Below are 26358 nucleotides of genomic sequence, written 5' to 3'. Positions count from 1 at the left end.
ATTGCTGGCGGAAAACTGCAAAACGGGGGAAAATGGCGCTTCCCTTCCTTTGGCGTCCCCTACCATGTCCGACACTGCCGCTTCGCCGCTACGCCTGCGCACCGAGATCAATCCGAAACCGCTGGGCGTCGCGCTCGTGCTCATCCTGCTGGGCGCCTGCTACCTGGCGCAGGCCGTGGGCATCAACCAGGCCGCGCTGTACGTGGTGGGCGCCTTGCTGGGCATCACCCTGTACCACGCGGCCTTCGGCTTCACGTCCGCCTGGCGCGTCTTCATCGCCGATGGCCGCGGCGACGGCCTGCGCGCGCAAATGCTCATGCTGGCCGTGGGCGTGGCGCTGTTCTTCCCCGCGCTGTCGGCCGGCACCCTGTTCGGTACGCCCGTCGCCGGCCTGGTGTCGCCCGCCGGCACCTCCGTCATCGTCGGCGCCTTCATCTTCGGCATCGGCATGCAGCTGGGCGGCGGCTGCGCTTCCGGCACCTTGTATACGGTGGGCGGCGGCAGCACGCGCATGATCATTACCCTCATCGCTTTTATCATCGGCTCCGTGATCGGCACGGCGCACATGCCGTTCTGGACGTCGCTGCCGCAGCTCCAGCCCATTTCCCTCGTCACGACCCTGGGCCTGGCGCCCGCGCTGGCGCTGAACTGGATCGTTTTTGCATTAATCGCCGGCATCACGGTATGGGTGGAAAAGCGCCGCCATGGCAAGCTCATCACGCCGCCGCTGCGCCCGGCGCACGCGTCGCCGTGGCTGCACGGCCCGTGGCCGCTGGTGGCGGGCGCCATCGCCCTCGTCGTGCTGAACTTCGCCACCCTGGCGCTGTCGGGCCGCCCATGGGGCGTGACGTCCGCGTTTGCCCTGTGGGGCGCGAAAGCGGCGTCGGCGATCGGCATCGATACGGCCAGCTGGGCCTACTGGTCCACCAAGGCCAACGCGGCCGCGCTGGCCGCGCCGATCACGCAGGACAAGACGTCCGTGATGGACATCGGCATCGTGCTGGGCGCCATGCTGGCGGCGGCGCTGGCTGGCCGCTATGCACCCGTGTGGCGCATTCCGCGCCGCTCGCTGATCGCCGCCATCGTCGGCGGCCTGCTGCTCGGCTATGGCGCGCGCCTGGCGTATGGCTGCAATATCGGCGCGTATTTCAGCGGCATCATCTCGGGCAGCCTGCACGGCTGGCTGTGGCTGGTCTGCGCCTTCCTGGGCAACGTCGTCGGCACGCGCTTGCGTCCGTGGTTCGGCCTGGAAGTGGAGAAAGTCAAGCCCACCGGCTGCTGAGGCCGGCATAAACAGGGGCTTTGCTGTATATTTCTGCCCCTGTTCCCCTTTGCCGCCAGCGCTGCGCCCATGTCCCCAGCCGTTCTCTTTGCCGTCGTCCTCGCGTACTTCCTGATCCTGCTGGGCGTGGCATGGCGCACGTCGCGCCATGCCACCAACGACAGCTTTTTCATCGGCAACAAGGACAGCAACTGGATGCTGGTGGCCTTCGGCATGGTCGGCACGACCTTGACGGGCGTGACCTTCATCAGCGTGCCCGGCGCCGTGGGCAGCAACGGCTTCGGCTACATCCAGCTGATGCTCGGCTATGTGCTGGGCTACCTGGCCATCACCTTCATCCTGCTGCCGCTGTACTACCGGCTGCAGCTCACCTCGATTTACCGCTACCTGGAACTGCGCCTGGGGCGCCGCTCCTACCAGAGCGGGGCGGCGTTCTTCATCCTGTCGCGCCTGCTGGGCGCCACGGCGCGGCTGTATCTGGTGGTCAATATTTTGCAAGCGACCATCCTCGACAGCCTGGGCGTGCCGTTCTGGCTGACGGCCGGCGTGGTGCTGCTGCTGATCCTGCTGTACACGTATGAAGGGGGCGTGAAAACCATCGTCTGGACCGATACCCTGCAAACGGCGTGCATGCTGGCGGGTCTCGTCATCTGCAGCGTGTTCCTGCTGCGCGCGATGGACCTGTCCGTCATCGACAGCCTCGAACGCATGCGCGCGCAGGGCCTGACGCGCATCTTCACCACCGATCCGGACAGCCCCGCCTATGTGTGGAAGCATGTCCTTGCCGGCATGTTCATCACCATCGCCATGACGGGCATGGACCAGGAGATGATGCAAAAGAATATCTCCGTGCGCACCTTGCGCGACTCGCAAAAGAACATGCTCAGCCTGACCGTCGTGCTGACGGGCGTGCTGCTGCTGTTCCTGTTTCTCGGCGGACTGCTGCACCTGTACGCTCCCGTCGCTGGCGTGACGGCCACGGGGGATAAATTGTTCCCGGCCATCGTGCTGGGCCACTTTCCCGCCGTGGTGCAGCTGATCTTTTTCATCGCCCTCATTTCCGCCCTGTTCCCCAGCGTGGACGGGGCGCTCACGGCGCTGACGTCCACCTTCTGCATCGACATCCTGGGCTTGCAGCGCCGGCAGGAGTTGAGCGCGGCGGCGCAGATGCGCTGGCGCCGCCGCGTGCACCTGGGGTTTTCCGCACTGTTCCTGATCCTGATCATGGCCTTCAAGTGGCTTGATGATCCCAGCATGATAGGCGTGATCCTGAAGCTGGCCAGCTATACCTATGGTCCGCTGCTGGGCCTGTTCGCCTTCGGCTTGCTGAGCCGTCGCGGCGTGCGCGACCGCTGGGTACCGCTGGTGGCCATCGCCGGGCCGCTGCTGTGCGCGCTGGTCGAGCAGGAGCAGTCGCGGCTGTTCGAACATTACCGCATCGGCCTGGAATTGCTGATCCTGAATGGCGCCCTGGTGCTGGCCGGCCTGTTCCTCATTTCCACGCCCGCGCCCAGGGCAGAAGCGCGGCGCGAAAAGGGCGCAGTACCGTTGTCAAAATAGGACGATTCGGGCGGTTTTCAGTTATATTGGTTTCCTTTAGGTAAATAACCTCACGGAGCTTCCATGTCACTCAACCCGTTCCCGCCGCTGCGCCGCGGTTTTGGCGCATTCTGGCGCGCGCTGGACGCCACCCGCCGCGCCGTCTTCAACCTGATCTTCCTGCTGATCGTCATCGCCATCCTGATCGCCATCTTCGGCGGCGGCGTCAAGCCCCTGGGCGACAAGACCACGCTGGTGCTGGACCTGCAAGGCCCGCTGGTCGAGGAAACCCCGGGCGGCGTGCGCGAAGCGGTGCTGGCCAATGTCAGCGGCGAAGTCAAGAAAAGCGTGCAGCTGCGCGACGTGCTGGCGGTGCTGGAGACGGCTTCCAAGGACAAGAATATCGGTTCCATGGTCATCCTGCTCGATGAATTGCAGAGCGGCGGCCTGGCCTCGCTGCGCGAAGTGGCGGCCGGCGTGGAGCGTTTCCGCGCCACGGGCAAGAAAGTGACGGCCTGGGGTTCGAGCTACAACCAGCGCCAGTACCTGGTGGCGGCAAAGGCGGACGAAGTGTTCGTGCACCCGATGGGCGGCGTCATGCTGGAAGGCTTTGGCCGCTACCGCAACTACTACCGCGACGCGCTCGATAAAGTGGGCGTGACGGTCAACCTGCTGAAAGTGGGCACGTACAAAAGCGCGGCCGAACCCTTCATCGCCAACGGCCCGTCCGACGCGGCGGCCGAAGCGGACCGCTACCTGAACAACGGCCTGTGGACCACCTACATCACCGACGTGGAAAAGTCGCGCAAGCTGCCGGCCGGCGCCATCATGCAAACCATCGACAACCTGCCCGCCATGATGACGGCGGCCGGCGGCGACCTGGGCAAGCTGGCGCTGAACGGCAAGCTGGTCGACGGCCTGAAAACGCGCGACGAACTGCGCCAGTTCATGATGGCGCGCGGCGCGAAAAACCCGGAAGGCACGAACTTCCGCCAGATTAATTACACGGACTACCTGGCGCGTCTGCGTCCCGTGCACATCGGCGACGCCGTGGGCGTGGTCATCGCCTCGGGCGAAATCGGCGACGGCATCGCGCCGCCGGGTGCCATCGGCGGCCTGTCCACCTCGCGCCTGATCCGCCAGGCGCGCGAAGACAAGTCGATCAAGGCCGTCGTGCTGCGCATCGATTCGCCGGGCGGCAGCGCCTTCGGCTCGGAACTGATCCGCCGCGAACTGGAACTGACGCGCGCGGCCGGCAAGCCCGTGGTCGTTTCGATGGGCAACGTGGCCGCTTCCGGCGGCTACTGGATCAGCACCTCGTCCGATGAAGTGATCGCCGACGCGGCCACCATCACGGGTTCCATCGGCGTGTTCGCGATCTTGCCGACGGCCGACAAGGTAGTGGAAAAGCTGGGCATCCACACGGCCGGTTCGCCCACCACCTGGCTGGCCGACGCGGGCAACCCATTGCGTCCGCTCGACCCCCGTTTCGCCGAAGTGATCCAGGGCTCCATCAACCACGTGTACGGCGACTTCATCGGCCTGGCGGCCAAGGCGCGCAAGACCACGCCGGAGAAAATCAATGAAGTGGCGCAGGGCCGCGTGTGGACGGGCCTGCAGGCCAAGGACCGCAACCTGGTCGACCGCATCGGCAGCTATGGCGACGCGCTCGCTTCCGCCGCCAAGCGCGCCAAGCTGGGCGCCGATTACCGCGTCACGTATCTGGAGCAGGAAACGTCGAACGTCGACCGCCTGATCGGCATGTTCGGCTCCAAGGCCATGGCCTCGCTGGGACTGGGCGAGCACGTGAAGCTGGGCCTGGCCGGCACGGGCTTGCCGGCCGACGCGGCGCTGGGCATGGCGCAGGACCTGAGCTGGCTGTCGGGCATCACGCGCGAGCACAAGCCGTTCATGGCGCTCACGCACTGCCTGTGCGAGGTGCCGCTGGGCGGCAAGTAAGGTAAAAAGCCGGGGTGGGGCCCGCCGGGTCCCACCCCCTACGGGGGACTACAGCATGGCAAGCGACATGAGCGGGCAGACTGACACGGCGATCACGGTCCGGCCGTGCGCGAAGGGCGATGAACACGCGCTGGCGCTGGTGGGCCAGGCCACCTTCCTGGAGGCGTTTGCCGGCATACTCGATGGCGCCGACGTCATCGCCCATTGCCAGCGCCAGCACGACGTGGAACTGTACCGCGACTGGCTGGCGCTGCCGGCCATGCGGCTGTGGCTGGCAGAGGCCACGCCCGGCGGCGCGCCCGTGGGCTATCTGGTGCTCAGTCCCGCCAGCCTGCCGGTGCCTGAGCCGCGGCCGGACGACCTGGAAATCAAGCGCATCTACCTGCTGCACCGCTTCCAGGGCCAGCGCGTGGGCCAGCGGCTGATGCAGGCGGCACTGGCGCAGGCGCGCGACAGCGGGGCAGGGCGGGTGCTGCTGGGCGTATACGCGGAAAACCATGACGCGCTGGCGTTTTATGCGCGCTGCGGCTTCGCGCAACTGGGGCGGCGCACCTTCCGCGTGGGCCGCACCGACTATCAGGATGTCATCCTCGGCATCAGCTTGTAAAGCACGTGGCCACGCCGCGGTGTAAAGCCAGGTAAAGATGCATGCCCGTTTTCCCGCCCATGCAGGCCGCTGGCGGGAAATTTTGTAGCGAGTTTGTATCGATATGCCAGCCGCCCGCCATGCCCTGTGGCGGCGGCCCGTCGCCCCGCAAGCCTGATGAATCCACCCTTCGCCCCACGCGGCCGCGCCGATGCCGGCGCCGCCGGCCGGCGGCCGCTGACAGGCGTGTGTGTAATTGTTTCAAATGGAAATGAAACAGATACATGACTATGCTAGAGTCGTTTCACGCTAGGGAGCGATGTTTTTTCAGCTGATCTTCAGCTCTTGACCCCCGACGCTTTTTAACTGCAACAACCCGAAAAACGGTCGTCCGGCCTGAGCGTGTCCCACCTCGGCCGGCGCCACAGACTCGCCGTGCCAGCGGCCTATAAAAGGATAAGCGATGGATTCGCAGACAGCACCCAATACCCCACGGCGCAGCCGCCGTTCGAAAATCGTCGGCAGTGTCATCGCGCTGGCCGTGATGGCCGCGCTGGGCGGTGGCGCCTGGTATCTGACCCATTCGGGCACCAGCGCGCAGGGCGGTGCCGGCGCGGGCGGTCCTGGCGGGCCAGGCGGCCCCGGTGGCCGCCGCGGCGCCCCCTCGACCACCGTTGGCGTGGCCACGGCCGTGAAGTCCGACCTGCCCGTGGTGCTCGATGCACTGGGCACGGTGACGGCCGCGTCGACCGTGACGGTGCGTCCGCAGGTGTCGGGCATCCTGAAGGAATTGAAGTTCAAGGAAGGCGGCATGGTCAAGGCGGGCCAGGTGGTGGCGCTGATCGACCCGGCGCAGTTCGAAATGGCGCTGATGCAGGCCACGGGCCAGCGCCAGCGCGACGAAGCGCAGCTGGAAAATGCGCGCCTGACCTTGAAGCGCTATCAAACCCTGCTGGGCCAGGATTCCATCGCGCGCCAGGACGTCGATACGCAGGCCGCCTTGGTGAAGCAGCTGGAAGGCACGGTGCTGACGGACCGCGCCGCCGAAGGCACGGCCAGGCTGAACCTCGGCTACACCAAGGTGGTCTCGCCGATCAGCGGCCGCGCAGGCCTGAAAGTGGTCGATATCGGCAACCTGGTGAGCACCAGCGACACGGGCGGCGTGGTGGTGGTGACGCAGCTCTCGCCCATCGACGTCGAGTTTGCCGTGCCGCAGGACAAGGTGCAGACGGTGCAGGAACGCCTGAATTCCGGTTCCGCCCTGGCGGCGCTGGCGCTGGACCGCACGCGCACGCACACGCTGGACAAGGGCAGCCTGACGGCGCTCGACAACCAGGTCGACGTGCAGACGGGCACCGTGCGCGCCAAGGCCCGCTACACGAACGAGAAGATGGCGCTGTTCCCCAGCCAGTTCGTCAACGTGCGGCTGGAACTGGGCAATATCACGGGCGCCGTGCTGGTGCCCGTGACGGCCCTGCGCCACAGCAATAACGGCGACTTCGTCTACGTGCTCAAGGCCGACAAGACCGTCACCGTGCGCATGGTCACGCGGGGCCAGGCCACCACCGACATGGTGGAAATCCGCGCCGGCCTGGAAGCGGGCGAGCAAGTCATCACGGAAGGCGCCGACCGCCTGAAGGAAGGTTCCAAGGTCATGCTGGCGGGCGACACGCCAGCCGCCGGCGGCGCGGGGGCAGCGAATGGCGAACGCCGCCACCGCCGCCAGCACGCTGACGGCGCGGCCAGCGCGGCGTCGGCTGCGGCATTGGCTACCGCCTCGGCGCCCGCGCCGGCGCCAGCGAAGGGCGCGGCACAATGAGTCCATCGACGCCATTCATCAAGCGCCCCGTCGCCACGGCGCTGCTGATGCTGGCCATCGTGCTGGCGGGGCTGGTCGGCTTCAAGTTCCTGCCGCTGGCCGCCTTGCCGCAGGTGGACTTCCCCACCATCCAGGTGCAGACCCTGTACCCGGGCGCCAGCCCCGAAGTCATGGGGCAGACGGTCACGGCGCCGCTGGAGCGTCAGTTCGGCCAGATGTCGGGCTTGCAGCGCATGAGTTCCACCAGCGCCGCCGGCGTTTCCATCATCACCCTGCAATTCACCCTGGGCCAGACGCTGGACGTGGCCGAGCAGGAAGTGCAGGCGGCCATCAACGCAGGCGGCTCGCTGCTGCCGACGGACTTGCCGGCGCCGCCCGTGTACGCCAAGATCAATCCGGCCGATGCGCCCGTGCTGACCCTGGCGATTACCTCGGACACGATGCCGCTGACGCAGGTGCAGAACATCGTCAACACGCGCCTGGCCCTGAAAATCAGCCAGGTCGACGGCGTGGGCCTGGTCTCGCTGTCGGGCGGCCAGCGGCCTGCCGTGCGCATCCAGGGCGACACCAAATTGCTGGCGTCGTACGGCCTGGGCCTCGACAGCCTGCGCACGGCCATCACGGCGGCCAACGTGAACAGCGCCAAGGGCAGTTTCGACGGTCCCACGCGCTCGTTCACCATCAACGCCAATGACCAGCTGGTGACGGCGGAAGACTACAAGCGCCTGATCATCACGTATAAGAATGGCGCACCCGTGCGCCTGTCCGACGTGGCCAACGTGGTCGACAGCGCGGAAAACACGCGCCTGGGCGCCTGGGCCGGCAAGCAGCCGGCCATCATCCTGAACGTGCAGCGCCAGCCCGGCGCCAACGTCATCAAGACGGTGGACGCCATCAAGGCGCTCCTGCCCGACCTGCAGGCCAGCCTGCCTGCGGCCATGAAGCTCGACGTGCTGAGCGACCGCACGACGGGCATCCGCGCTTCGGTCGAACACGTGGAGATGGAATTGCTGGTCTCCGTGCTGCTGGTGGTGCTGGTGATCTTCGCCTTCCTGCACAGCCTGCGCGCCACGGTGATCGCCAGCCTGTCCGTGCCGATCTCGCTGATCGGCGCCTGCGGCGTCATGTATCTGCTGGGCTACAGCCTGAACAACCTGTCCCTGATGGCATTGACCATCGCCACGGGCTTTGTCGTCGATGACGCCATCGTCATGATCGAAAACATCGCCCGCTACATCGAGGAGGGCGAGACGCCGATGGCCGCCGCATTGAAGGGCGCCTCGCAGATCGGCTTTACCATCATCTCGCTGACGGTTTCCCTGATCGCCGTGCTCATTCCCCTGCTGTTCATGGGCGACGTGGTGGGGCGGCTGTTCCGCGAATTTGCCATGACCCTGGCCATCACGATCCTGATTTCCGCCGTCGTCTCGCTGACCCTGGTGCCAATGATGTCGGCGCGCTGGCTGAAAAGCCACGCCGATGAAAAGGTCAGCGCCACGGGCCAGCGCATCCAGGCGTTCTTCGACAAGGTCATCCATCATTACGACCACGCCCTGGTGTGGGTGCTGAAGCGCCAGGGCCTGACCCTGCTGGTGGCCCTGGCCACCTTGGTGCTGACCGTGATCCTGTACATCACCATTCCGAAAGGCCTGTTCCCCACGCAGGACACGGGGCAGCTGCAGGCGCGCATCGAAACCTCGCAAGCCGTGTCGTATGCGCGCATGGCGGCCTTGCAGCAGGCCGCCGCCGCGGCGCTGCTGGACGATCCCGACGTCGAAACCCTCAGTTCCCTGGTGGGCGTGGATGCGGCCAACAACACCATGCTGCACACGGGCAGCATGCTGATCAACCTGAAGCGCTCGCGCAGCGACAGCCAGGACGACATCATGGAGCGCCTGCGCAACCGCGTGGCCAAGGTGGCCGGCGTGACCTTGTACCTGCAGCCGACGCAGGACCTGACCATCGATGCGGAATCGGGCCCCACGCAGTACCGCGTGTCGCTGGAGGGGGCCGACACGGCCACCGTCACGCAATGGGCCGGCAAGCTGGCGGCGCGCATGCGTGAAAAATCGCAGCTGCGCAATGTCGTCACGGATGCGGGCGCCACGGGCGCCGCCGTCACGGTGGCGATCGACCGCGACAGCGCCGCGCGCATGTCCGTCACCACGGCCACCGTCGACGACGCGCTGTACAACGCGTTTGGCCAGCGCATCATCTCGACGATTTTCACGGAAACCAACCAGTACCGCGTGATCCTCGAAGCGCAGCCCGGCATCGTCACCACGCCGTCCGACCTGTCGGACCTGCAGGTGCGCACGGGCTCCGGCAAGTCGACGCCGCTGTCCGCCTTTGCCAGCGTCAGCGAAAAACAGGCGCCGCTGCAGATCACGCACGTGGCGCAGTACCCGGCCACGACGCTGGGTTTCGACACGACGCAGGGCGTGGCTCTGGGCAGCGCCGTCGACGCCATCCGCCAGGCGGCGAAGGACATCGCCATGCCCGCCTCGGTGACATTGACGTTCCTGGGCGCGGCCGGCGCGTATGAAAACTCGCTGTCGAACCAGCTGTGGCTGATCCTGGCCGCCGTCGTCTGCGTGTACATCGTGCTGGGCGTGCTGTACGAAAGCTATATCCACCCGCTGACGATTCTGTCGACCCTGCCGTCGGCCGGCGTGGGCGCCTTGCTGGCGCTGATGCTGTCCGGCCAGGACCTGGGCGTGATCGGCATCATCGGCATCATCCTCCTGATCGGCATCGTGAAAAAGAACGCCATCATGATGATCGACTTCGCCATCGAGGCCGAACGCGACGAGGGCAAGGGCCCGCAGGAAGCCATCCACCAGGCGGCGCTGCTGCGCTTCCGGCCGATCCTGATGACGACCCTGGCGGCCCTGTTCGCGGCCGTGCCGCTGATGCTGGGCTGGGGCGAGGGCGCCGAGCTGCGCCGTCCGCTGGGCCTGGCCATCTTCGGCGGCCTGATCGTCAGCCAGGTGCTGACCCTGTTCACCACGCCCGTCATTTACCTGGCCTTCGACCGCCTGGGCCGCCGTTTCGGCAGCAAGACGGGCGGCGCGGTGAACCTGGACAAGCCGGGCGACCATCCCCAGCCAGGGAGCGCCGCGTGAACCTGTCCGCACCGTTCGTCAAGCGGCCCATCGCCACCGTGCTGCTGACCATCGGCATCGCGCTGGCGGGCATCGGCGCCTTCTTCGTGCTGCCCGTCTCGCCGCTGCCGCAGGTCGATTACCCGACCATCTCCGTCAGCGCCAGCCTGCCCGGCGCCAGCCCGGAAACCATGGCCACCTCCGTGGCCACGCCGCTGGAGCGCCGCCTCGGCGTCATCTCCGGGGTGAACGAGATGACCTCGTCGTCCAGCACGGGCTCGGCGCGCATCAACCTGCAGTTTGACCTGAACCGCAAGATCGATTCGGCCGCGCGCGAAGTGCAGGCGGCCATCGCCGCCTCGCGCGTCGACCTGCCGGCCACCCTGCGCAGCAACCCCACCTACCGCAAGGCCAATCCGTCGGACGCGCCCGTGATCATCCTGGCGCTGACGTCCAAGACGCGCACGCCGGGCCAGATCTACGATGCCGTCTCGAACCTGGTGCAGCAGAAGGTGGCGCAGGTGAAGGGCGTGGGCGACGTGGAGCTGGGCGGCGGTTCGCTGCCGGCCGTGCGCGTGGAACTGCTGCCGTACCAGCTCAATCACTATGCCGTGTCGATGGACGACGTGCGCGCGGCCATCCAGGCCACCAACGCCAACCGGCCCAAGGGCGCGATCACGGGCGACGAGCGCAGCCTGCAGATTTATTCGGGCGCCAGCACGGCGTCCGGCGGGCGCAGCGCCGCCGACTACCGCAGCCTGGTGGTGGCCTGGCGCGACGGCGCCGCCATCCGCCTCGACGACGTGGCCGAGGTGGTCGACGGCGTGGAAAACACGAATACCCTGGGCCTGTTCAATGGCGACCCGGCCGTCATCGTGCTGATCACGCGCCAGCCGGGCGCCAACGTCATCGCCACCGTCGACGGCGTGCGCGCGCTGCTGCCGCAGCTGCAGGCGCAGCTGCCCGGCGACATCAAGCTGCAGGTGGCGTCCGACAGCACCAATTCCATCCGCTCCTCGCTGCACGAGATCGAGTTCACCCTGATCCTCTCCATCGTGCTGGTGGTGCTGGTGGTCAGCGCCTTTTTGCGCAGCGTGCGCGCCACCATCATCCCGGCCGTGGCCACCATCGTGTCCCTGCTGGGCACCTTCGGCGTGATGTACATGCTGGGCTTTAGCCTGAACAATTTGTCGCTGATGGCGCTGACGGTGGCCACCGGCTTCGTTGTCGACGACGCCATCGTGGTGCTGGAAAACACGCAGCGCCACATCGAGGCAGGGATGGACCGCTTCAAGGCGGCCCTGCTGGGCGCGCGCGAAGTGGGCTTTACGGTGCTGTCGATCAGCCTGTCCCTGGTGGCCGTCTTCATCCCGCTGCTCTTCATGGGCGGCCAGGTGGGGCGCCTGTTCCGCGAGTTTGCCGTCACCCTGTCGGCCGCCGTGATGATTTCGCTCGTCATTTCGCTCACCACCACGCCGATGATGTGCGCCTGGCTGCTGAAGAACGGCGAGCCGCACAAGGAGCCCGGCGCCGTGGCGCGCTGGTTCGAGCGGGGCTTCGACCGCATGCTGAAGCTCTATGAGCACTGCCTGGACTGGGCCTTGTCCAGCGCCGCGCTGGTGATGGCGATCCTGGTGTTCGTCGTCGGCTTGAACGTCTACCTGTTCGCGGCCGCGCCGAAGGGCTTCTTCCCGCAGCAGGACACGGGCCAGATCAACGGCGGCATGCGCGCCGACCAGAGCATCTCGTTCCAGGCCATGCAGGGCAAGCTGCGCGAGCTCGTCAACATCATCAAGGACGATCCGGCCGTCGCCACCGTCGTGGGATTCACGGGCGGCGGCAGGGCAGGGGGCGGCTTCATGTTCATCGATTTGAAGCCGGCTTCGCAGCGGAAAGACAAGGGCCAGGCCGTCATCGCGCGCCTGCGTCCGCAGCTGGCCAAGGTCACGGGCATCTCGCTGTTCCTCAACCCGGTACAGGATCTGCGCATGGGCGGGCGTTCCAGCAATTCCACCTACCAGTACACCCTGATCAGCGACAACCAGGCGGACCTGAAGAAATGGGCGGCGAAACTGGCCGACCAGATGAAGGCCCAGCCGGCCCTGATCGACGTCGATACGGACCAGGCGGAAAATGGCGTGGAAACCTTCGTCACCATCGACAAGGACCGCGCCACGCAGCTGGGCGTGCAGGTCAAGGATATCGACAATGCGCTGTACAACAGCTTTGGCCAGCGCCAGGTGGCGACCATCTATGATGAGCTGAACCAGTACCACGTGATCATGGAAGTGGCGCCGCGCTATGCGCAAAGCCCGGAAGCGCTGCGCTCCGTGTACGTGCCGGCGACCGCCGCCACGGCCACCGCGGACACGGCGGCATCGGCCACGGTGACGAATATCACGGCGGCGCGCGACCCGTCCAGCGGCAATGCGCTGGCCACGACGTTGACCACCATGGTGCCGCTGTCGTCGTTCAGCAGCTTTGCCGAGAGTTCGACGGCCACCTCGATCAACCACCAGGGCGGCGAACTGGCCACCACCGTGTCGTTCAACCTCAGCGACGGCTATACCCTGGGCGACGGGCAGGCGGCCGTGGCCCAGGCGGAGGCGGAAATCGGCATGCCCGTGAATGTGCGCGGCAGTTTCCAGGGCACGGCGAAAAGTGCGCAGGACAGCAACAAGGAGCAGCCGCTGCTGATCCTGGCGGCCATCGTGGTGATCTATATCGTGCTGGGCATCCTGTACGAAAGCCTGATCCACCCGATCACCGTGCTGTCGACGTTGCCCTCAGCGGGCGTGGGCGCCGTGCTGGCCTTGCTGATGTTCCGCATGGAGTTTTCCATCATAGCCCTGATCGGCGTGTTCCTATTGATCGGTATCGTGAAGAAAAATGCTATATTGATCATCGACTTCGCGCTGGAGGCCGAGCGTTCGCGCGGCCTGACTGCGGTGGAGGCGGTGCGCGAGGCATGTTTGCTGCGTTTCCGCCCCATTCTGATGACGACCGTCGCGGCGGCGCTGGGCGCCTTGCCGCTGGCGATCGGCTTTGGCGAGGGGTCCGAGCTACGCCAGCCCCTGGGGGTCGCCATCATCGGCGGCCTGATCGCCAGCCAGTTACTCACATTGCTGACCACCCCGGTGGTCTATATCCTGCTCGACAAGCTGCGCACGCGCAGCGCCGACGAGCAGCAATTGAGCCGCATTCCTGGGCCAGATAACCCGAGCACACAATCATGAAGCATGTAAAACCCATCGTATCGACCGTACCGGCGCGCCGCCTGGTGGCGCTGGCCACCGCCACCGCTTTCCTCCTGCTGGCCGGCTGCGCCGTCAGCCCCACGTATGAAGTGCCGGCCGCCGCCGCGCCGCAGACGTTCAAGGAGGCGGCTGGCTGGCAGCCCGCCGCGCCGGCCGACACCCTCGAGCGGGGGCCGTGGTGGGCCCTGTTCGGCGACGCGCAGCTGAACCAGCTGGCTGACAGCATCGATATCTCGAACCAGAACGTGGCTGAAGCCATCGCCGCGTACGAGCAGGCGCGCGCCCTGGTGCGCGAACAGCGCGCCTCGCTGTTCCCCACCGTGAACCTGACGGGCAGCGGCACCCGCTCGGGCGGCGGGGGCGAGCAGCAGACGGCGAACAATTACCGCGCCGCCATCGGCGCGTCGTGGGAGCCGGACGTGTGGGGCAAGCTGCGCGCCGGCGTGACGGGCGCGGACGCCAGCGCTAGCGCCAGCGCGGCCGACCTGGCCGCCGCGCGCCTGTCGGCGCAGGGCGAGCTGGCGACCAATTATTTTTCGCTGCGCCAGAGCGATGCGCAGATCGCGCTCCTGAATTCCACCATCGACGGCTACAAGCGCGTGCTCGACATCACCAGCAACCGCTTCAATGCCGGCATCGCCGCCAAGTCCGACCTGCTGCAGGCGCAGACGCAGCTGGCCAATGCGCAGATCGATCTGTCCAGCCAGGTGCGTTCGCGCGCGCAGCTGGAACATGCGATCGCCATCCTGCTGGGCAAGGCACCGTCCGACTTCAGCCTGGCCGTGGCGCCGTGGACCCTGACCGTGCCCGAGGTGCCGCTGGGCGTGCCGTCGACGCTGCTGCAGCGCCGGCCCGACATCGCCGCCGCCGAGCGCCGCGTTGCCGTGGCCAACGAGCAGATCGGCATCGCCCGTTCCGCGTATTATCCGAGCCTGAACCTCACGGGTTCCTACGGTTCCGGCGCCAGCAAGGTGGGCGACCTGTTCAATGCATCGTCGAGCCTGTGGTCCCTGGGCGTGTCGGCCGCGCAAACCCTGTTCAACGCGGGCGCCACCACGGCCAGCGTGGATGCCGCCAAGGCGGGCCACGAAGCGGCCGTGGCGCGCTATCGCCAGACGGTATTGAGCGCCTTTGGCGCCGTGGAAGACCAGCTCTCGGCCACGCGCGCGCTGGCCGAGCAGCTGGCATTGCGCCAGCAGGCTTCGTCGGCCGCCGACCAGGTGGAGCAGCAGATGCTGAACCGCTACAACGCGGGCCAGGTCGGCTATACGGACGTGGTGACGGCGCAGGTGACGGCCCTGTCGGCGCGCCGTTCGCTGGTGCAGGCGCAAGCCGACCGCCAGACCACGGCCGTGGCGCTGATCCAGGCGCTGGGCGGCGGCTGGCATACGCCGCAGGCGCAGTAACGGGGGCAGCCTGGCGCAGGCAAAACCGCTGCGCCAAATTCGCGTTTTCCCGCGCATCTTGAGTGCTAGAATGCAAGATTATCAATTCCCAGCCTGACGGTTTTGCCGTGGCTGCACTCTTGCAGACGATGACACGCAGCAAACACAGCAATACTTCCGTGCCCGAGGTGGCCGCCATCGATTTCCCCGTGGTGGCCATCGGCGCTTCTGCCGGCGGGCTCGATCCCATCGTCGCCTTCCTGGCGAATGTGCCGCAGGAAAGCGGCATCGCCTATGTGGTGATCCAGCACCTGGACCCCACGCAGAAGGCCATGCTGCCGGAACTGCTGCAGCGCGCCACCAGCATCCCCGTCACGGAAATCACGCACCAGGCGGAGTTGCGCCCGAACCATATCTATGTCATTCCTTCGAACGCGGACCTGGGCCTGTCGAAGGGGCGTTTCCTGCTCAGCGAGCCGCTGCAGCTGCGCGGCCACCGCTTGCCCATCAATACATTTTTCGAGAGCCTCGCAAGCGAACTGGGCGAGCTGGCCGTCGGCGTGATTTTTTCCGGCATGGGCAGCGACGGCACGCGCGGCTTGCAGGCGATCAAGCAGGCGGGCGGGCTGACCCTGGCCCAGCATCCCGATACGGCCAAGTTCGACATGATGCCGCAAAGCGCCATTGCCGCCGAAGTGGTCGACCTGGTCGATTTTCCCGACAAGATGCCGGACAAGATCATCAGCTACCTGTTCCGCAGCAGCTTCCTTAGCTTGCCGGGCAGGGAGCCGAACGGACGCAATTCCCTGCAGGAGATCGTTGCCCTGCTGTCCGAGCATACGGGCAACAGTTTTACGGACTACAAGATCAATACGGTGCTGCGCCGCATCGAGCGGCGCATGAGCTTGTACCAGATGACGTCGATGGAAGCCTACGTGCCGTACTTGCGCGCCAATCCCGCCGAAATCGACTTGCTGTTCAAGGAATTGCTGATCGGCGTGACGAGCTTTTTCCGCGACCAGAAGGTGTGGGAATACCTGAAGATGGTGGTCTTGCCGCACATGCTGGCGGCGCATCCGGACGGCCGCGCCTTCAAGGCCTGGGTACCGGCCTGTTCCACGGGCGAGGAGGCGTATTCGCTGGCCATGGTCTTCCATGAAGTGGTGGCCGGCATCAATCCGCCGTCCAAGTACAGCCTGCAGATCTTTGCCACCGACCTGTCGGCCGATGCCATCGACCGCGCGCGCCAGGGGCGCTTTCCGCACAGCATCAGCAGCGATGTGTCGGCCGAACGCCTGGAACATTTTTTTGTGCGCGACAAGAGCGATTACCACGTGAAAAAAGAGATCCGCAACACGATCATCTTTGCCCAGCAAAACATCATCTCCGACCCGCCGTTCACCAAGCTCGATATCCTGTGCTGCCGCAACCTGCTGATTTACCTGAATGCCAAGCTGCAGCAGCGCCTGATCCCCCTGTTCCACTATGCGCTGAACCGCGACGGCATCCTGTTGCTGGGCAGCGCGGATACGCCCGGCCACTTTTCCGACCTGTTTTCGCCCCTGACCACGTCGACCCGGCTGTACCGCCGCCTCGACAATATGGCGCGCCAGCGCCTGCCCACGTATTTTCCCACCAAGGTATCGTTGGCATCCCCCCCTACACCTAGCGACACGAGAGAAGTCAGCATGACTGGAAAGATACAATCCCATGTCGAGCAATTATTGCTCCAGAAATATTCACCGGCCGCCGCGCTGCTGAACCAGGACGGCGACATCCTGTACATCAATGGCCGCACGGGCGCTTTCCTGGAACCGGCGGCCGGCAAGGCCAACTGGAATATCCATGCCATGGCGCGCGAAGGCTTGCGTTATGAATTGGCGGGCCTGATCAAGCAAGCCCTGCAAACCGAGAGCGTGGTGCGCCTGAAGGGCCTGGTGGTCAAGGATCACCTGGGCCAGTCGCTGGGCGTGGACTTGAGCGCGGAAGCGCTGAGCCAGCCGGAATCGTTGCGCGGCATGGTCTTCGTGACGTTTTCCAGCGTGCCGCTGGTGGCCGAGGCACGCCGCGGCCGCTCGCCCAATCCCAAGGTCATGGAGCTGGAACAGCAGCTGGCGCAGGCGCGCAATGAGATCCAGGCCGTGCGCGACGAGATGCAGACCTCGCGCGAAGAGCTGAAATCGGCCAACGAGGAATTGCAGTCGACCAATGAGGAACTGCAATCGACGAACGAGGAACTGACCACCTCGAAGGAAGAGATGCAGTCGCTCAATGAAGAGCTGTATACGGTCAATGCCGAGTTGCAATCAAAGGTCGATGATTTGTCGCTGGTCAACAGCGACATGAAGAATTTGCTCAACAGCACGGACATCGCCACCATTTTTCTCGACAGCGACCTGCGCATCCGCCGCTTCACGGCGCCGGCCACGCAGATCTACAAGCTGATCCAGACGGACTTGCGCCGCCCGCTCAGCGACATCGTCAATGACCTCGACTATCCGGGGCTGGAAACGGATGCGCTGGAAGTCATCCGCAGCCTGGTCTTTTGCGAGCGCCAGGTGGAGACCAAGAACGGGCGCTGGTACAACGTGCGCATCATGCCCTACCGTACGATTGAAAATGTGATCGATGGCGTGGTCGTGACCTTCATCAATATCACGGAATCGAAGCTGCTGGAAGCCCAGCTGCGCCAGATGCAGTCCGGCGCCGTGGCTGGCGGCGTCACGGGAGAATACCTGCCATGAACCAACCATTCGACGGCGGCGGCACACCGGCCAGGCTGAGGGAGCAGGCCGAGCAATTGGCCGAGCAGCAGCGCGTGTCGCTGCCGCCACTGTCGAATGAAGAAGTCATGCGCCAGCTGCATGAATTACAGGTCAGCCAGATCGAGCTGGAAATGCAGAATGCGGCCCTGGCCGAGCTGGAGCAGCTGAAGAATGAATTTGAAAGCAGCCGCGACCGCTATGCGCAGCTGTACGAGCAGGCGCCCGTCAGCTATTTTTCGCTGGCGCCGGAAGGCGTCATCACGCGCGCCAACGAGGCCGCCTGCGGCCTGCTGCGGCGCGAAAAAACCCGCTTGCTGGGCCGGCGTTTCGAGCAGTTCATCGCGCCCCAGGCGCAGGGCGGCTTCCGGCGTTTCCTCGACACCGTCTTCGCCAGCGGCGCGCGCCAGGTGCTGGAAGCGCAGCTGTTCGAAGGCGAAGCGGGCCGCACGGGCGGCATGGTGCGCATCGAGGCCAATTTCGACGGCGCCAGCGGCACGGCGCGCATGCTGGTGACGGACCTGGGCGACGAGCTGGCGCGCGAATCGGCCTTGCGGCGCGCCTTTGTTATCCTCGATACCATCCGCGAAGGCGTGCTCGTCACCGACAGCGCCAACCGCATCATTTCCGTCAATCCCGCCTTCACCACCATCACGGGCTACCAGGCGGAAGAAGCCATCGGGCGCGACCCGTCCTTCCTCGGCGGCGGCACGCACCTGCCGCAGTTTTATGAAGCCATGTGGCGCAGCCTGCACCAGGACGGCAGCTGGTATGGCGAACTGGTGAACCGGCGCAAGAATGGCGAGCGCTTCGTCGAATCGCTGTCGATCACGCCCATGCGCACGGCCGATGGCGCCATCAGCCATTTTGTCGGCGTGTTTTCCGATATCACGGAGCGCAAGCTGGCCGAGGCGGACTTGCGCGAGCTGCACCGCGAGCTGGACCAGCGCGTCATCGATCGTACGGCCGAGCTGCTGCGGGCCAACCAGCATCTGCAGCTGGAAGTGCACCAGCGCGAACGGGCGCAGGAAGCCTTGCGCGACGCCGAGCGTTTCTTCCATGCCACCATCGATTCGCTGTCGGACCGCGTGCTGGTGCTGGACCAGGCGGGCTGCCTGGTGCATGCCAACCAGGCGTGCCTGGCGTTTGCCGGCCACGCGAGCCACCAGTTGCAGTATCTGCATTTTTGCGAGACGGACCCGCGCTGGCAGCGCAGTTCCGGACGCGAGCTGGCCGCCGGCATCCGCGCCGTGATCACTGGCACGGCCGATGCGTACGCGCTCGAATATGAATTTGCCACGCGCGCCGGTCCCCGCTGGTCGCAGGCCAGGGTCAGCCGCTTTCTTGGCGAAGGGCCGCTGCGCGTGGTGGTGGCGCACACGGATATCACGGAGCGCAAGCTGATGGATGGGGCGCTGCGCCAGTCGCACGCCCAGCTGCGCCAGCTGGCGCTGCACCTGGAAACGGCCAAGGAAGACGAGCGCAAGCGCATTTCGCGCGATATCCACGATGAACTGGGGCAAAACCTGCTGGCGCTGCGCATCGATATTTCCATGCTCAGCGCCCGCACCGAAGGGACGCACCCGCGTCTGCACCGCCGCGTCGGTGCCGTGCTCAGCAATGTTGACACCACCATCAAGAGCGTGCGCGGCATCATGAACGAACTGCGCCCGATGGCGCTGGACCTGGGCTTGCAGGCCGCCATCGAGTGGCAGGTGGGCGACTTCCGCAAGCGCAGCGGCGTGGCGTGCCGCCTGCTGATACGCGACGAGGCGCTGTTCGCCGCCATCGGCAGCCAGGTCGAAACGGTGCTGTTCCGCATCGTGCAGGAAGCGCTCAGCAACGTCATGCGCCATGCCCAGGCCAGCCAGGTCGAGATCGAGCTGAGCTCGGACGCCTGCGCCGTCTACGTGGCCATCAGCGACAACGGCATCGGCATCACGCCGCAGCAGCAGCGCAAGAAACAGTGCTTCGGCCTGATCGGCATTTCCGAACGGGTGACGGCGTTGGGCGGCCAGTTCGAGGTGGGCACGCCGCCGTCGGGCGCCGGCTGCCGCCTGGCCCTGCAAATTCCCCTGCCGGGCGCGGTGCGCGTCACCGGCTGAGCGATGATTGCCGCAGGAACATTTTTTTGCCGACCCTGGCGGCCTGGACAGGCTATACTTTCGCCTGCTTTTTATGGAGGGGCATATCTTGTTCAAGACAATCGTATTACCAGTCGCCTTGATGGGCGCGTTCGCCGGCGCACACGCCGACGAAGGGCAGTGGCAACCACATCAGCTGCCACAGCTGAAAGCCGAACTCAAACGGGTCGGCATCGAAATTCCTGCGGAAAAACTGGCAGACCTGAGCAAGCACCCGATGAGCGCCATCGTGTCGCTGGGCGGCTGCTCGGCCGCCTTCGTTTCCGACGCGGGCCTGGTCGTGACGAACCATCACTGCGCGTATGGCGCCATCCAGCGCAATTCCACTCCGGAACACAACTACATTACCAACGGCTTCCTGGCCAAGACTCGTGCTAGCGAGCTGCCGGGCGGTCCGAACAGCCTGGTGTATGTGACGGACAAGGTGGAAAACGTCAGCGACCGCGTGCTGAAAGGCTTGACGGCCGACATGACGGGCCGCGCGCGCCACGAAGCCGTGGAAAAACGCGTCAAGGACCTGATCGCCGAATGCGAAACGGACAAGATGTACCGCTGCTCCGTGCCCGCCTTCCACCGCGGCCTCGAGTACTACCGCATCCGCCAGATGATGATACGCGACGTGCGCCTGGTGTACGCGCCGTCGGACAAGATCGGCAACTTCGGCGGCGACACCGACAACTACGAATGGCCGCGCCACACGGGCGACTACTCGTTCCTGCGCGCCTATGTGGGCAAGGATGGCCGTCCGGCCGATCCGTCGCCGGACAACGTGCCCTACAAATCGAAGGACTTCCTGGTGGTCTCGGCGGAAGGCTTGAAGGCCGGCGACGGCATCTTGCTGGCGGGCTATCCCGGCCGCACCAGCCGCTACAAGCTGCCGGCGGAAATCCGCTTCGCGCGCGATACGGCTTTCCCCCTGAAAGTGTCCGAGTTGCAAGCCGACCTGGCCGTGATGGCGGACGCGACGGCTGGCGATGCCGCCTCCGCCGTGCGCTACGCCAGCGTGGTGAAAAGCATCAATAACGTGCTGAAGAAAACCCAGGGCTTGCTCGACGGCTTTGCGCGCAAGGACATCGCCGCCATCAAGGATGGGCAGGATGCCGAATTCCGCGCCTGGTACGCCAGGCAGCCGAACGTCTCGCCGACCCTGCTGGCGGAACTGGATGCGGCGATCGCCAGCGACATGGCCCTGAGCGAAGAAGAGTTCGCCTGGACGGTGGCCACCAACAGCGACCTGCTGAAAAGCGCGCGCACCGTCTACCGCCTGTCGCAAGAGCGCCAGAAGCCGGACGCCGAGCGCGAATCGGGTTTCCAGCAGCGCGACCTGGCCTTCATCAAGGCCCGCCTGGCGCGCCTGGAACAGTCGTATGTCAACAAGGTCGACCAGGCGCGCTTTGAAGCGGGCCTGAAACGCTACGCGCAATTGACGGCGAAGAGCCATCCGCAGGGCCTGGACGCGCTGCTGCCGGCGCCAGCGGCCGTGGCGGCCCTGTACCAGCAGACGCAGCTGGCCGACACGGCCAAGCGCCTGGCCTGGCTGGAAAAGGACCAGGCCGCTGTTGCCCAGTCCGACGACGCCTTCATGCAACTGGCCGTCAAGCTGCAGCCGGTGGAGCTGGCGCTGGAAGAGCGCCGCAAGGAAATCGATGGCAACCTCGAGCGCGTGATCCCGCAATACATGCAAGCCGTGATCGCCTGGAAGCAGTCGCAAGGCAAGCCCGTCTATCCTGACGCCAATTCGACCCTGCGCGTCACGTATGGCACGGTAGCGCCATACTCGCCGCGCGACGGCATCAGCAAGGGGCCGTTCACGACCGTGGAAGGCATCGTCGAGAAGGTCACGGGCAAGGCGCCATTCGAAGCACCGCAGGCGCTGCTCGATGCCGTCAAGGAAAAACGCTACGGCCAGTTCCGCGACCCGGCGCTGGGCACGGTGCCCGTCAACTTCCTCACCAGCGCGGACACGACGGGCGGCAATTCCGGTTCGGCCGTGATGAACAAGCGTGGCGAACTGATCGGCCTGAACTTCGATTCGACCTATGAATCGATCACCAAGGACTGGTACTTCGACACGGCCATCACGCGCGCCATCCACCTCGACATCCGCTACATGCTGTGGGTGATGAAGGAAGTGGACCACGCGGATAACCTGCTGCAGGAAATGACCATCAAGTATCCGAAGCCTGTGAAAGCTGCGAAGAAGTAACTTTCAACGCTCAACAAGCCGCATCCGCCCCAGGGCCGATGCGGCTTTTTTACGTATGAGCAACTAGTTTGTGTTCCATCAATATGCCGGCGTTCCCCATGGTTAGCATGGGCCAGGGAAACAAGTCCGAAGGAGGCAATATGGATGATGGCAAGCTGGCAGCCGACCTGGCGCGCCTGTTCGGGGCGGGCAGGCGAGTCCAGGACAGCCGCTTGCTGCGCATGGATTTTCCGCACGACGATGGTCCGCCCGATACCGCGCTGCTGGTCAACAGCTTGCGGGCGCACGAAGCAATGTCACGCGACTTCCGCTTCGACGCCGAACTGCTGTCCGACAATCTGCACGTGCCCCTGACAGCGATGATGGGACGCATGGTCACGATTTCGATGGTGCGCGATGATGGCAGCTTGCGCCATTTTAATGGTTATGTGGGCGAATTTCGCCTGTTGCGCAGCGATGGCGGTTTCGCGTTCTACCAGATGGTGCTGCAACCCTGGCTGGCGTTTTCCAGGCTGCGCATGGACAACGTCTCGTTCCACGGACGCACGGTCATCGACATCAGCGAAACGACCTTCGCGCATTATATGCAGCGCGACTGGCAAAACCGCCTGCATGAGGAAAAAGCGATATTAACTTGCGCCAACCAGCACAATGAAACCGATTACAACCATCTGCACCGGCGCTGGGAAGAGCAGGGTATCCATTACTGGTATGAACATCGCGCCGACGGTCACACGCTCTGCCTGGGCGACAATACCTGGCTGACCGACAGCATCGACCCAGGCGATGGCCAGGCCGGCGAAGCCGGCGAGATGGTGTTTCGCAGCGGCGCGGGCTCGCTGGAGTGCGACGGCATACGCGATTGGCAGGCCATACGCAAGATCGCTTCAGGCTCGCTCACGCTGGCCAGTTTCAATTACAAGCAGCCCCATGCCAGCCGCGCCAGCGGCCATGCGCTGCACCAGCAGGGCGACGTGTTTGCCCATGAACTGTATCAGGACACCGGCTATGGCTATGCCGACATGGGCGACGGCGAAGCGCTGGCGCAACGCCGCCTGGAAGAGCATAACTGCCAGGCGCAATACTTCGACGCTGGCGGCAATCACCGCTGCGCCCAGGCAGGGCGCAGTTTCACGCTGGGCGGCCACTTCAGCGGCGAGCAATCCATGCCGGCCAGAGGCGAAGCGGCGCGCCCGGACATCCGCTCGCGCGAATACCTGATACTGGCGGTCGATCATGTCGCCACCAACAATTACCAGGCAGGGACAGGCGCGACGTCGCATTATGAAAACCGTTTCAGCTGCATCCGCAAGAGCATCCGCTGGTATCCGGGGCGGCAGTTCAACAGCACGCCGTGTAAGTTGCCTGGCGTGCAGACCGCGATTGTCACCGGACCGGCGGGCGAAACCATCCATACCGACGCGCTGGGCCGGGTGAAGGTGCAATTCCACTGGGACCGGCTGGGCAAGTTCGACGCGGGCAGTTCGCCATGGATCCGGGTCATGACGCCATGGGCGGGCCAGGCCTTCGGCCAGATCGCGTTGCCGCGCATCGGCCAGGAAGTGCTGATCCAATTTTTGGACGGCAATATCGACCGTCCCGTCATTGTCGGCGCGGTGTACAACGGCAACCATGCGCCGCCGTGGAATTTGCCGGGGCAATGCATGCTGGGCGGCTGGCGCAGCGCCGAACTGATGCCTGGCGGCGGCCACGGCGTGCGCGGCAACCAGCTGGTGCTTGACGACACGCACCGGCGCATCCAGGCGCAACTGAGAAGCGATCATCAGCACAGCCAGTTGTCGCTCGGCTGCATCAGCCGCATCGAAGACGCCAGCGGGCGCAAGGATGCGCGTGGCGAGGGCTGGGAACTGGCGTCCGACGCCTGGGGCGTGGCGCGCGCCGGCCGCGGCATGTTGCTGACCACCGAAGCGCGCCCTGGCGCCGCTTCGCATATCAAGAGCATGGATGAAACGGTGCGCCGGTTGGCCGAGGCTGCCGAGCGGCACAAGGCACTTGCCGCCCTGGCGCAGCATCACGGCGCGCAGGAAAGCGCCGCCCAGCAGGCTGCAGCCGCCGAGGTGCTGACAGCCCAGCATGCCGCCATCCAGGGCGCCGCTGGCGGCGGCGCAGACGTGTTTCCGGAACTGTCAAAGCCGCATCTGGTGCTGGCCAGCCCGGCCGGTATCGAAACGACGACCGCGCAATCGACGCACATCGCCAGCGCCGAGCACACCGCGCTGACGACCGGGCGCGACCTGTCGCTGGCGGCGGGTGGCGGCCTGTTTGCCAGCATCGGCGCGGCGCTGCGCCTGTTCGTGCACAAGGCCGGCATGAAACTGATCGCCGCCTCCGGCATGGTGCAGATCGCGGCACAAACCGATGCGGTCGAAATCGTCGCCAACAAGGTGCTGGAGCTGATCAGCCAGGCCGACTGGGTGAACATCCGCGGCCGCAAAGGCGTGCGCCTGCATGGCGCCGACTGCATGCTCGAAATTGGCGACAAGGTGCAGTTTTTCACGTCGTCGCCGACGCTGTTTCATGGAAACCTGGAAACGCTGGCGCCCAAAAACCGGCCGCAGCCGGAGATGGAACCGCCCATTGCGCCGGCAGCGGGGCAATTGCAGCATACGATACAGGCCCATGCGGATGGCGGTCACTACGCGCAGGTGCCGTACACGCTGTACAAGGGGGACGCGGAAGTCGAACGCGGCTTGACCGACGACTTCGGCCGCATCCTGATCGCGCACGAGGATGGCACGCCGCGCTACCGTGTCGTCCTGGGCAATGGCGAGGAGTTTGCCTTGCAGGCCAGCGCGTGCTTCGATGCCTGCGCAGCGGCGGATGGCGAACAGACGCTGTCGAACCGCGGTGTGCGCGCGTTCGACGACACCGCCGATGGCCGCTGGATGCAATGATTCACGACACTGACGGGAGAGCGCCATGCCGGAACCGACCAGCCGCATCGAAACCACGCACATCGACGAGGTCGGCCGCAGCGCGACCAGTTCGCTCCAATGGCTGCTGGAAAACCGCAACCTGAAAGGCAAGGCCAGCCACCCGATTACGCATAACAACAAGCTGACGCTGTTCATTTGCGGACAGGAAGGGTTCGCCGACATCGCCGGCGAAATCGCCAGGGCTGAAAAGTCCATCGACCTGTGCTGCTGGGGTTTCGATCCGGGCATGGAACTGGTGCGCGGCAACAGCGCCATCTGGCCGCGGGGCGACACGTTTGGCGACTTGCTGATCGCCGCCGCACGGCGTCACGTCAGGGTGCGGCTGCTGATCTGGCATGACCGGATCGGTTCACCGATGGTGCACAATATGCCGGGCCATACACACGGCACCTCGCCATGGAAAATCGGTGGACAGCGCGCTGACGATATTAGCGCAAAAGCCAGCCTGGCGATGTTGCAGGAGGCGGTCAGAAAAAAGAAACCGGTTGCAGGCCACGGTTATTCGGGCGAGTTCGTCCGGGCCGAGGATATCCCGATGCTGGCGCGTGAAGAATACTGCTACAGCTGGTATGCGGCCGCGTTCAAGGGCTTGTTTGGCGGCCTGGAGATACGCTTGCGGCACGGCGACAGCGCGGCGATCAGCAAGAGTATCGCGACCGAAATCAACCGGCCGCACGGCCTGACGATGGGGGAAATCGAAAAGCCCGGCATGCAATACCTGGGCACGCATCACCAGAAGCCCGTCCTGATCGATTTCGACCACGAAGAAGGGGCGAAGGCCGTCGGTTACGTGATGGGCCTGAACTCGGTGACCGATTATTGGGACACGACGGCCCATCTGCTCGACGATACGCGGCGCGAACAGGGCGGCGTCAACGAGCGGCGCGAGTGTTTGCAAGGCATGGCCGCAGATGGCGGATTTGCCACGCTGAAACCGTATCAGGATTATGCCTGCCGCATCGACGGCGGCAAGGCGCTCATCGCGCTCTATAACAATTTCGTGAAGGCATGGGATCGCGCGGCCGGCGATCGCACGCATGCGGCGTCCACTGCCAGCGTGAGCCGCGAGTTGCCCCATGGCAGCCCACCGGCGCGGCTGTTACACAAGGCCGAACCGGGCGACTCCATCGTGCAGATCGTCCTGACCCAGCCCGAGGAGCAGGACAAGACCATCAAGGAAACCTATTTTCGCGCCGTGACCCAGGCCAGCCTGGCGGGCGGCTACCTGTACGTGGAAAACCAGTATTTCCAGTATGAGGAATGGGCCCGGCATTTGCTGGCCGAGCGCAAGAAGGTGGTCGCCGCCTGGAAGGCCGGCAGTGCCAAGGCGGGCAAGAGTCTTGAAGATATGCCGGTCA

13 protein-coding genes are annotated in these 26358 nt (G+C 65.3%); all 13 read left to right on the top strand.

Annotated elements, in window-relative coordinates:
• The first annotated feature begins 64 nt into the window (after positions 1–64).
• Complete coding sequence (locus ACZ92H_RS00065; RefSeq protein ID WP_465048421.1) at positions 65–1282, top strand: YeeE/YedE family protein; 1218 nt, start codon at positions 65–67, stop codon at positions 1280–1282.
• A gap of 69 nt (positions 1283–1351) precedes the next feature.
• The gene (locus ACZ92H_RS00060; protein WP_465048423.1) at positions 1352–2842 is read left to right on the top strand and encodes a sodium:solute symporter; all 1491 of its coding nucleotides are present in this window, start codon (positions 1352–1354) and stop codon (positions 2840–2842) included.
• Positions 2843–2905: 63 nt separating this feature from the next.
• Positions 2906–4780: a signal peptide peptidase SppA gene (sppA, locus tag ACZ92H_RS00055; protein ID WP_131372815.1), complete on the top strand. Its 1875-nt coding sequence runs from the start codon at positions 2906–2908 to the stop codon at positions 4778–4780.
• A 67-nt stretch (positions 4781–4847) separates the two neighbouring features.
• The gene (locus tag ACZ92H_RS00050; protein ID WP_131372817.1) at positions 4848–5387 is read left to right on the top strand and encodes a GNAT family N-acetyltransferase; all 540 of its coding nucleotides are present in this window, start codon (positions 4848–4850) and stop codon (positions 5385–5387) included.
• A gap of 442 nt (positions 5388–5829) precedes the next feature.
• Positions 5830–7185: an efflux RND transporter periplasmic adaptor subunit gene (locus ACZ92H_RS00045; RefSeq protein WP_465048424.1), complete on the top strand. Its 1356-nt coding sequence runs from the start codon at positions 5830–5832 to the stop codon at positions 7183–7185.
• A complete protein-coding gene (locus tag ACZ92H_RS00040; protein ID WP_131372822.1) occupies positions 7182–10310 on the top strand; it encodes an efflux RND transporter permease subunit in 3129 nt (1042 codons plus the stop codon). Before ACZ92H_RS00045 ends, ACZ92H_RS00040 begins: the two co-directional genes overlap by 4 nt.
• Complete coding sequence (locus tag ACZ92H_RS00035; protein WP_465048426.1) at positions 10307–13525, top strand: efflux RND transporter permease subunit; 3219 nt, start codon at positions 10307–10309, stop codon at positions 13523–13525. The genes ACZ92H_RS00040 and ACZ92H_RS00035 overlap by 4 nt, the downstream gene beginning before the upstream one ends.
• Positions 13522–14952 carry an efflux transporter outer membrane subunit gene (locus tag ACZ92H_RS00030; RefSeq protein ID WP_465048427.1) on the top strand — a complete coding sequence of 477 codons (1431 nt, stop codon included), beginning with the start codon at positions 13522–13524 and terminating at the stop codon, positions 14950–14952. Before ACZ92H_RS00035 ends, ACZ92H_RS00030 begins: the two co-directional genes overlap by 4 nt.
• Positions 14953–15080: 128 nt before the next feature.
• Entirely contained in the window at positions 15081–17675 is a 2595-nt protein-coding gene (locus ACZ92H_RS00025) for a chemotaxis protein CheB (protein ID WP_465048428.1), read from the top strand.
• Positions 17672–19798 (top strand): PAS domain-containing sensor histidine kinase, encoded by a 2127-nt coding sequence (locus ACZ92H_RS00020; RefSeq protein WP_465048430.1) that lies wholly within the window; start codon positions 17672–17674, stop codon positions 19796–19798. The genes ACZ92H_RS00025 and ACZ92H_RS00020 overlap by 4 nt, the downstream gene beginning before the upstream one ends.
• A gap of 88 nt (positions 19799–19886) precedes the next feature.
• Positions 19887–22043 carry a S46 family peptidase gene (locus ACZ92H_RS00015; protein WP_465048432.1) on the top strand — a complete coding sequence of 719 codons (2157 nt, stop codon included), beginning with the start codon at positions 19887–19889 and terminating at the stop codon, positions 22041–22043.
• Between the two features lie 140 nt (positions 22044–22183).
• Positions 22184–24958 (top strand): type VI secretion system Vgr family protein, encoded by a 2775-nt coding sequence (locus tag ACZ92H_RS00010; RefSeq protein WP_465048434.1) that lies wholly within the window; start codon positions 22184–22186, stop codon positions 24956–24958.
• 25 nt (positions 24959–24983) lie between these two features.
• Positions 24984–26358: phospholipase D-like domain-containing protein (locus tag ACZ92H_RS00005; RefSeq protein ID WP_465048436.1), on the top strand; the 1375-nt coding region annotated here is incomplete at its 3' end.

This window comes from Janthinobacterium foliorum (assembly GCF_978021625.1).
The sequence above is the reverse complement of the archived record's forward strand: the minus strand, read 5'-3'. Positions and strand labels throughout refer to the sequence as shown.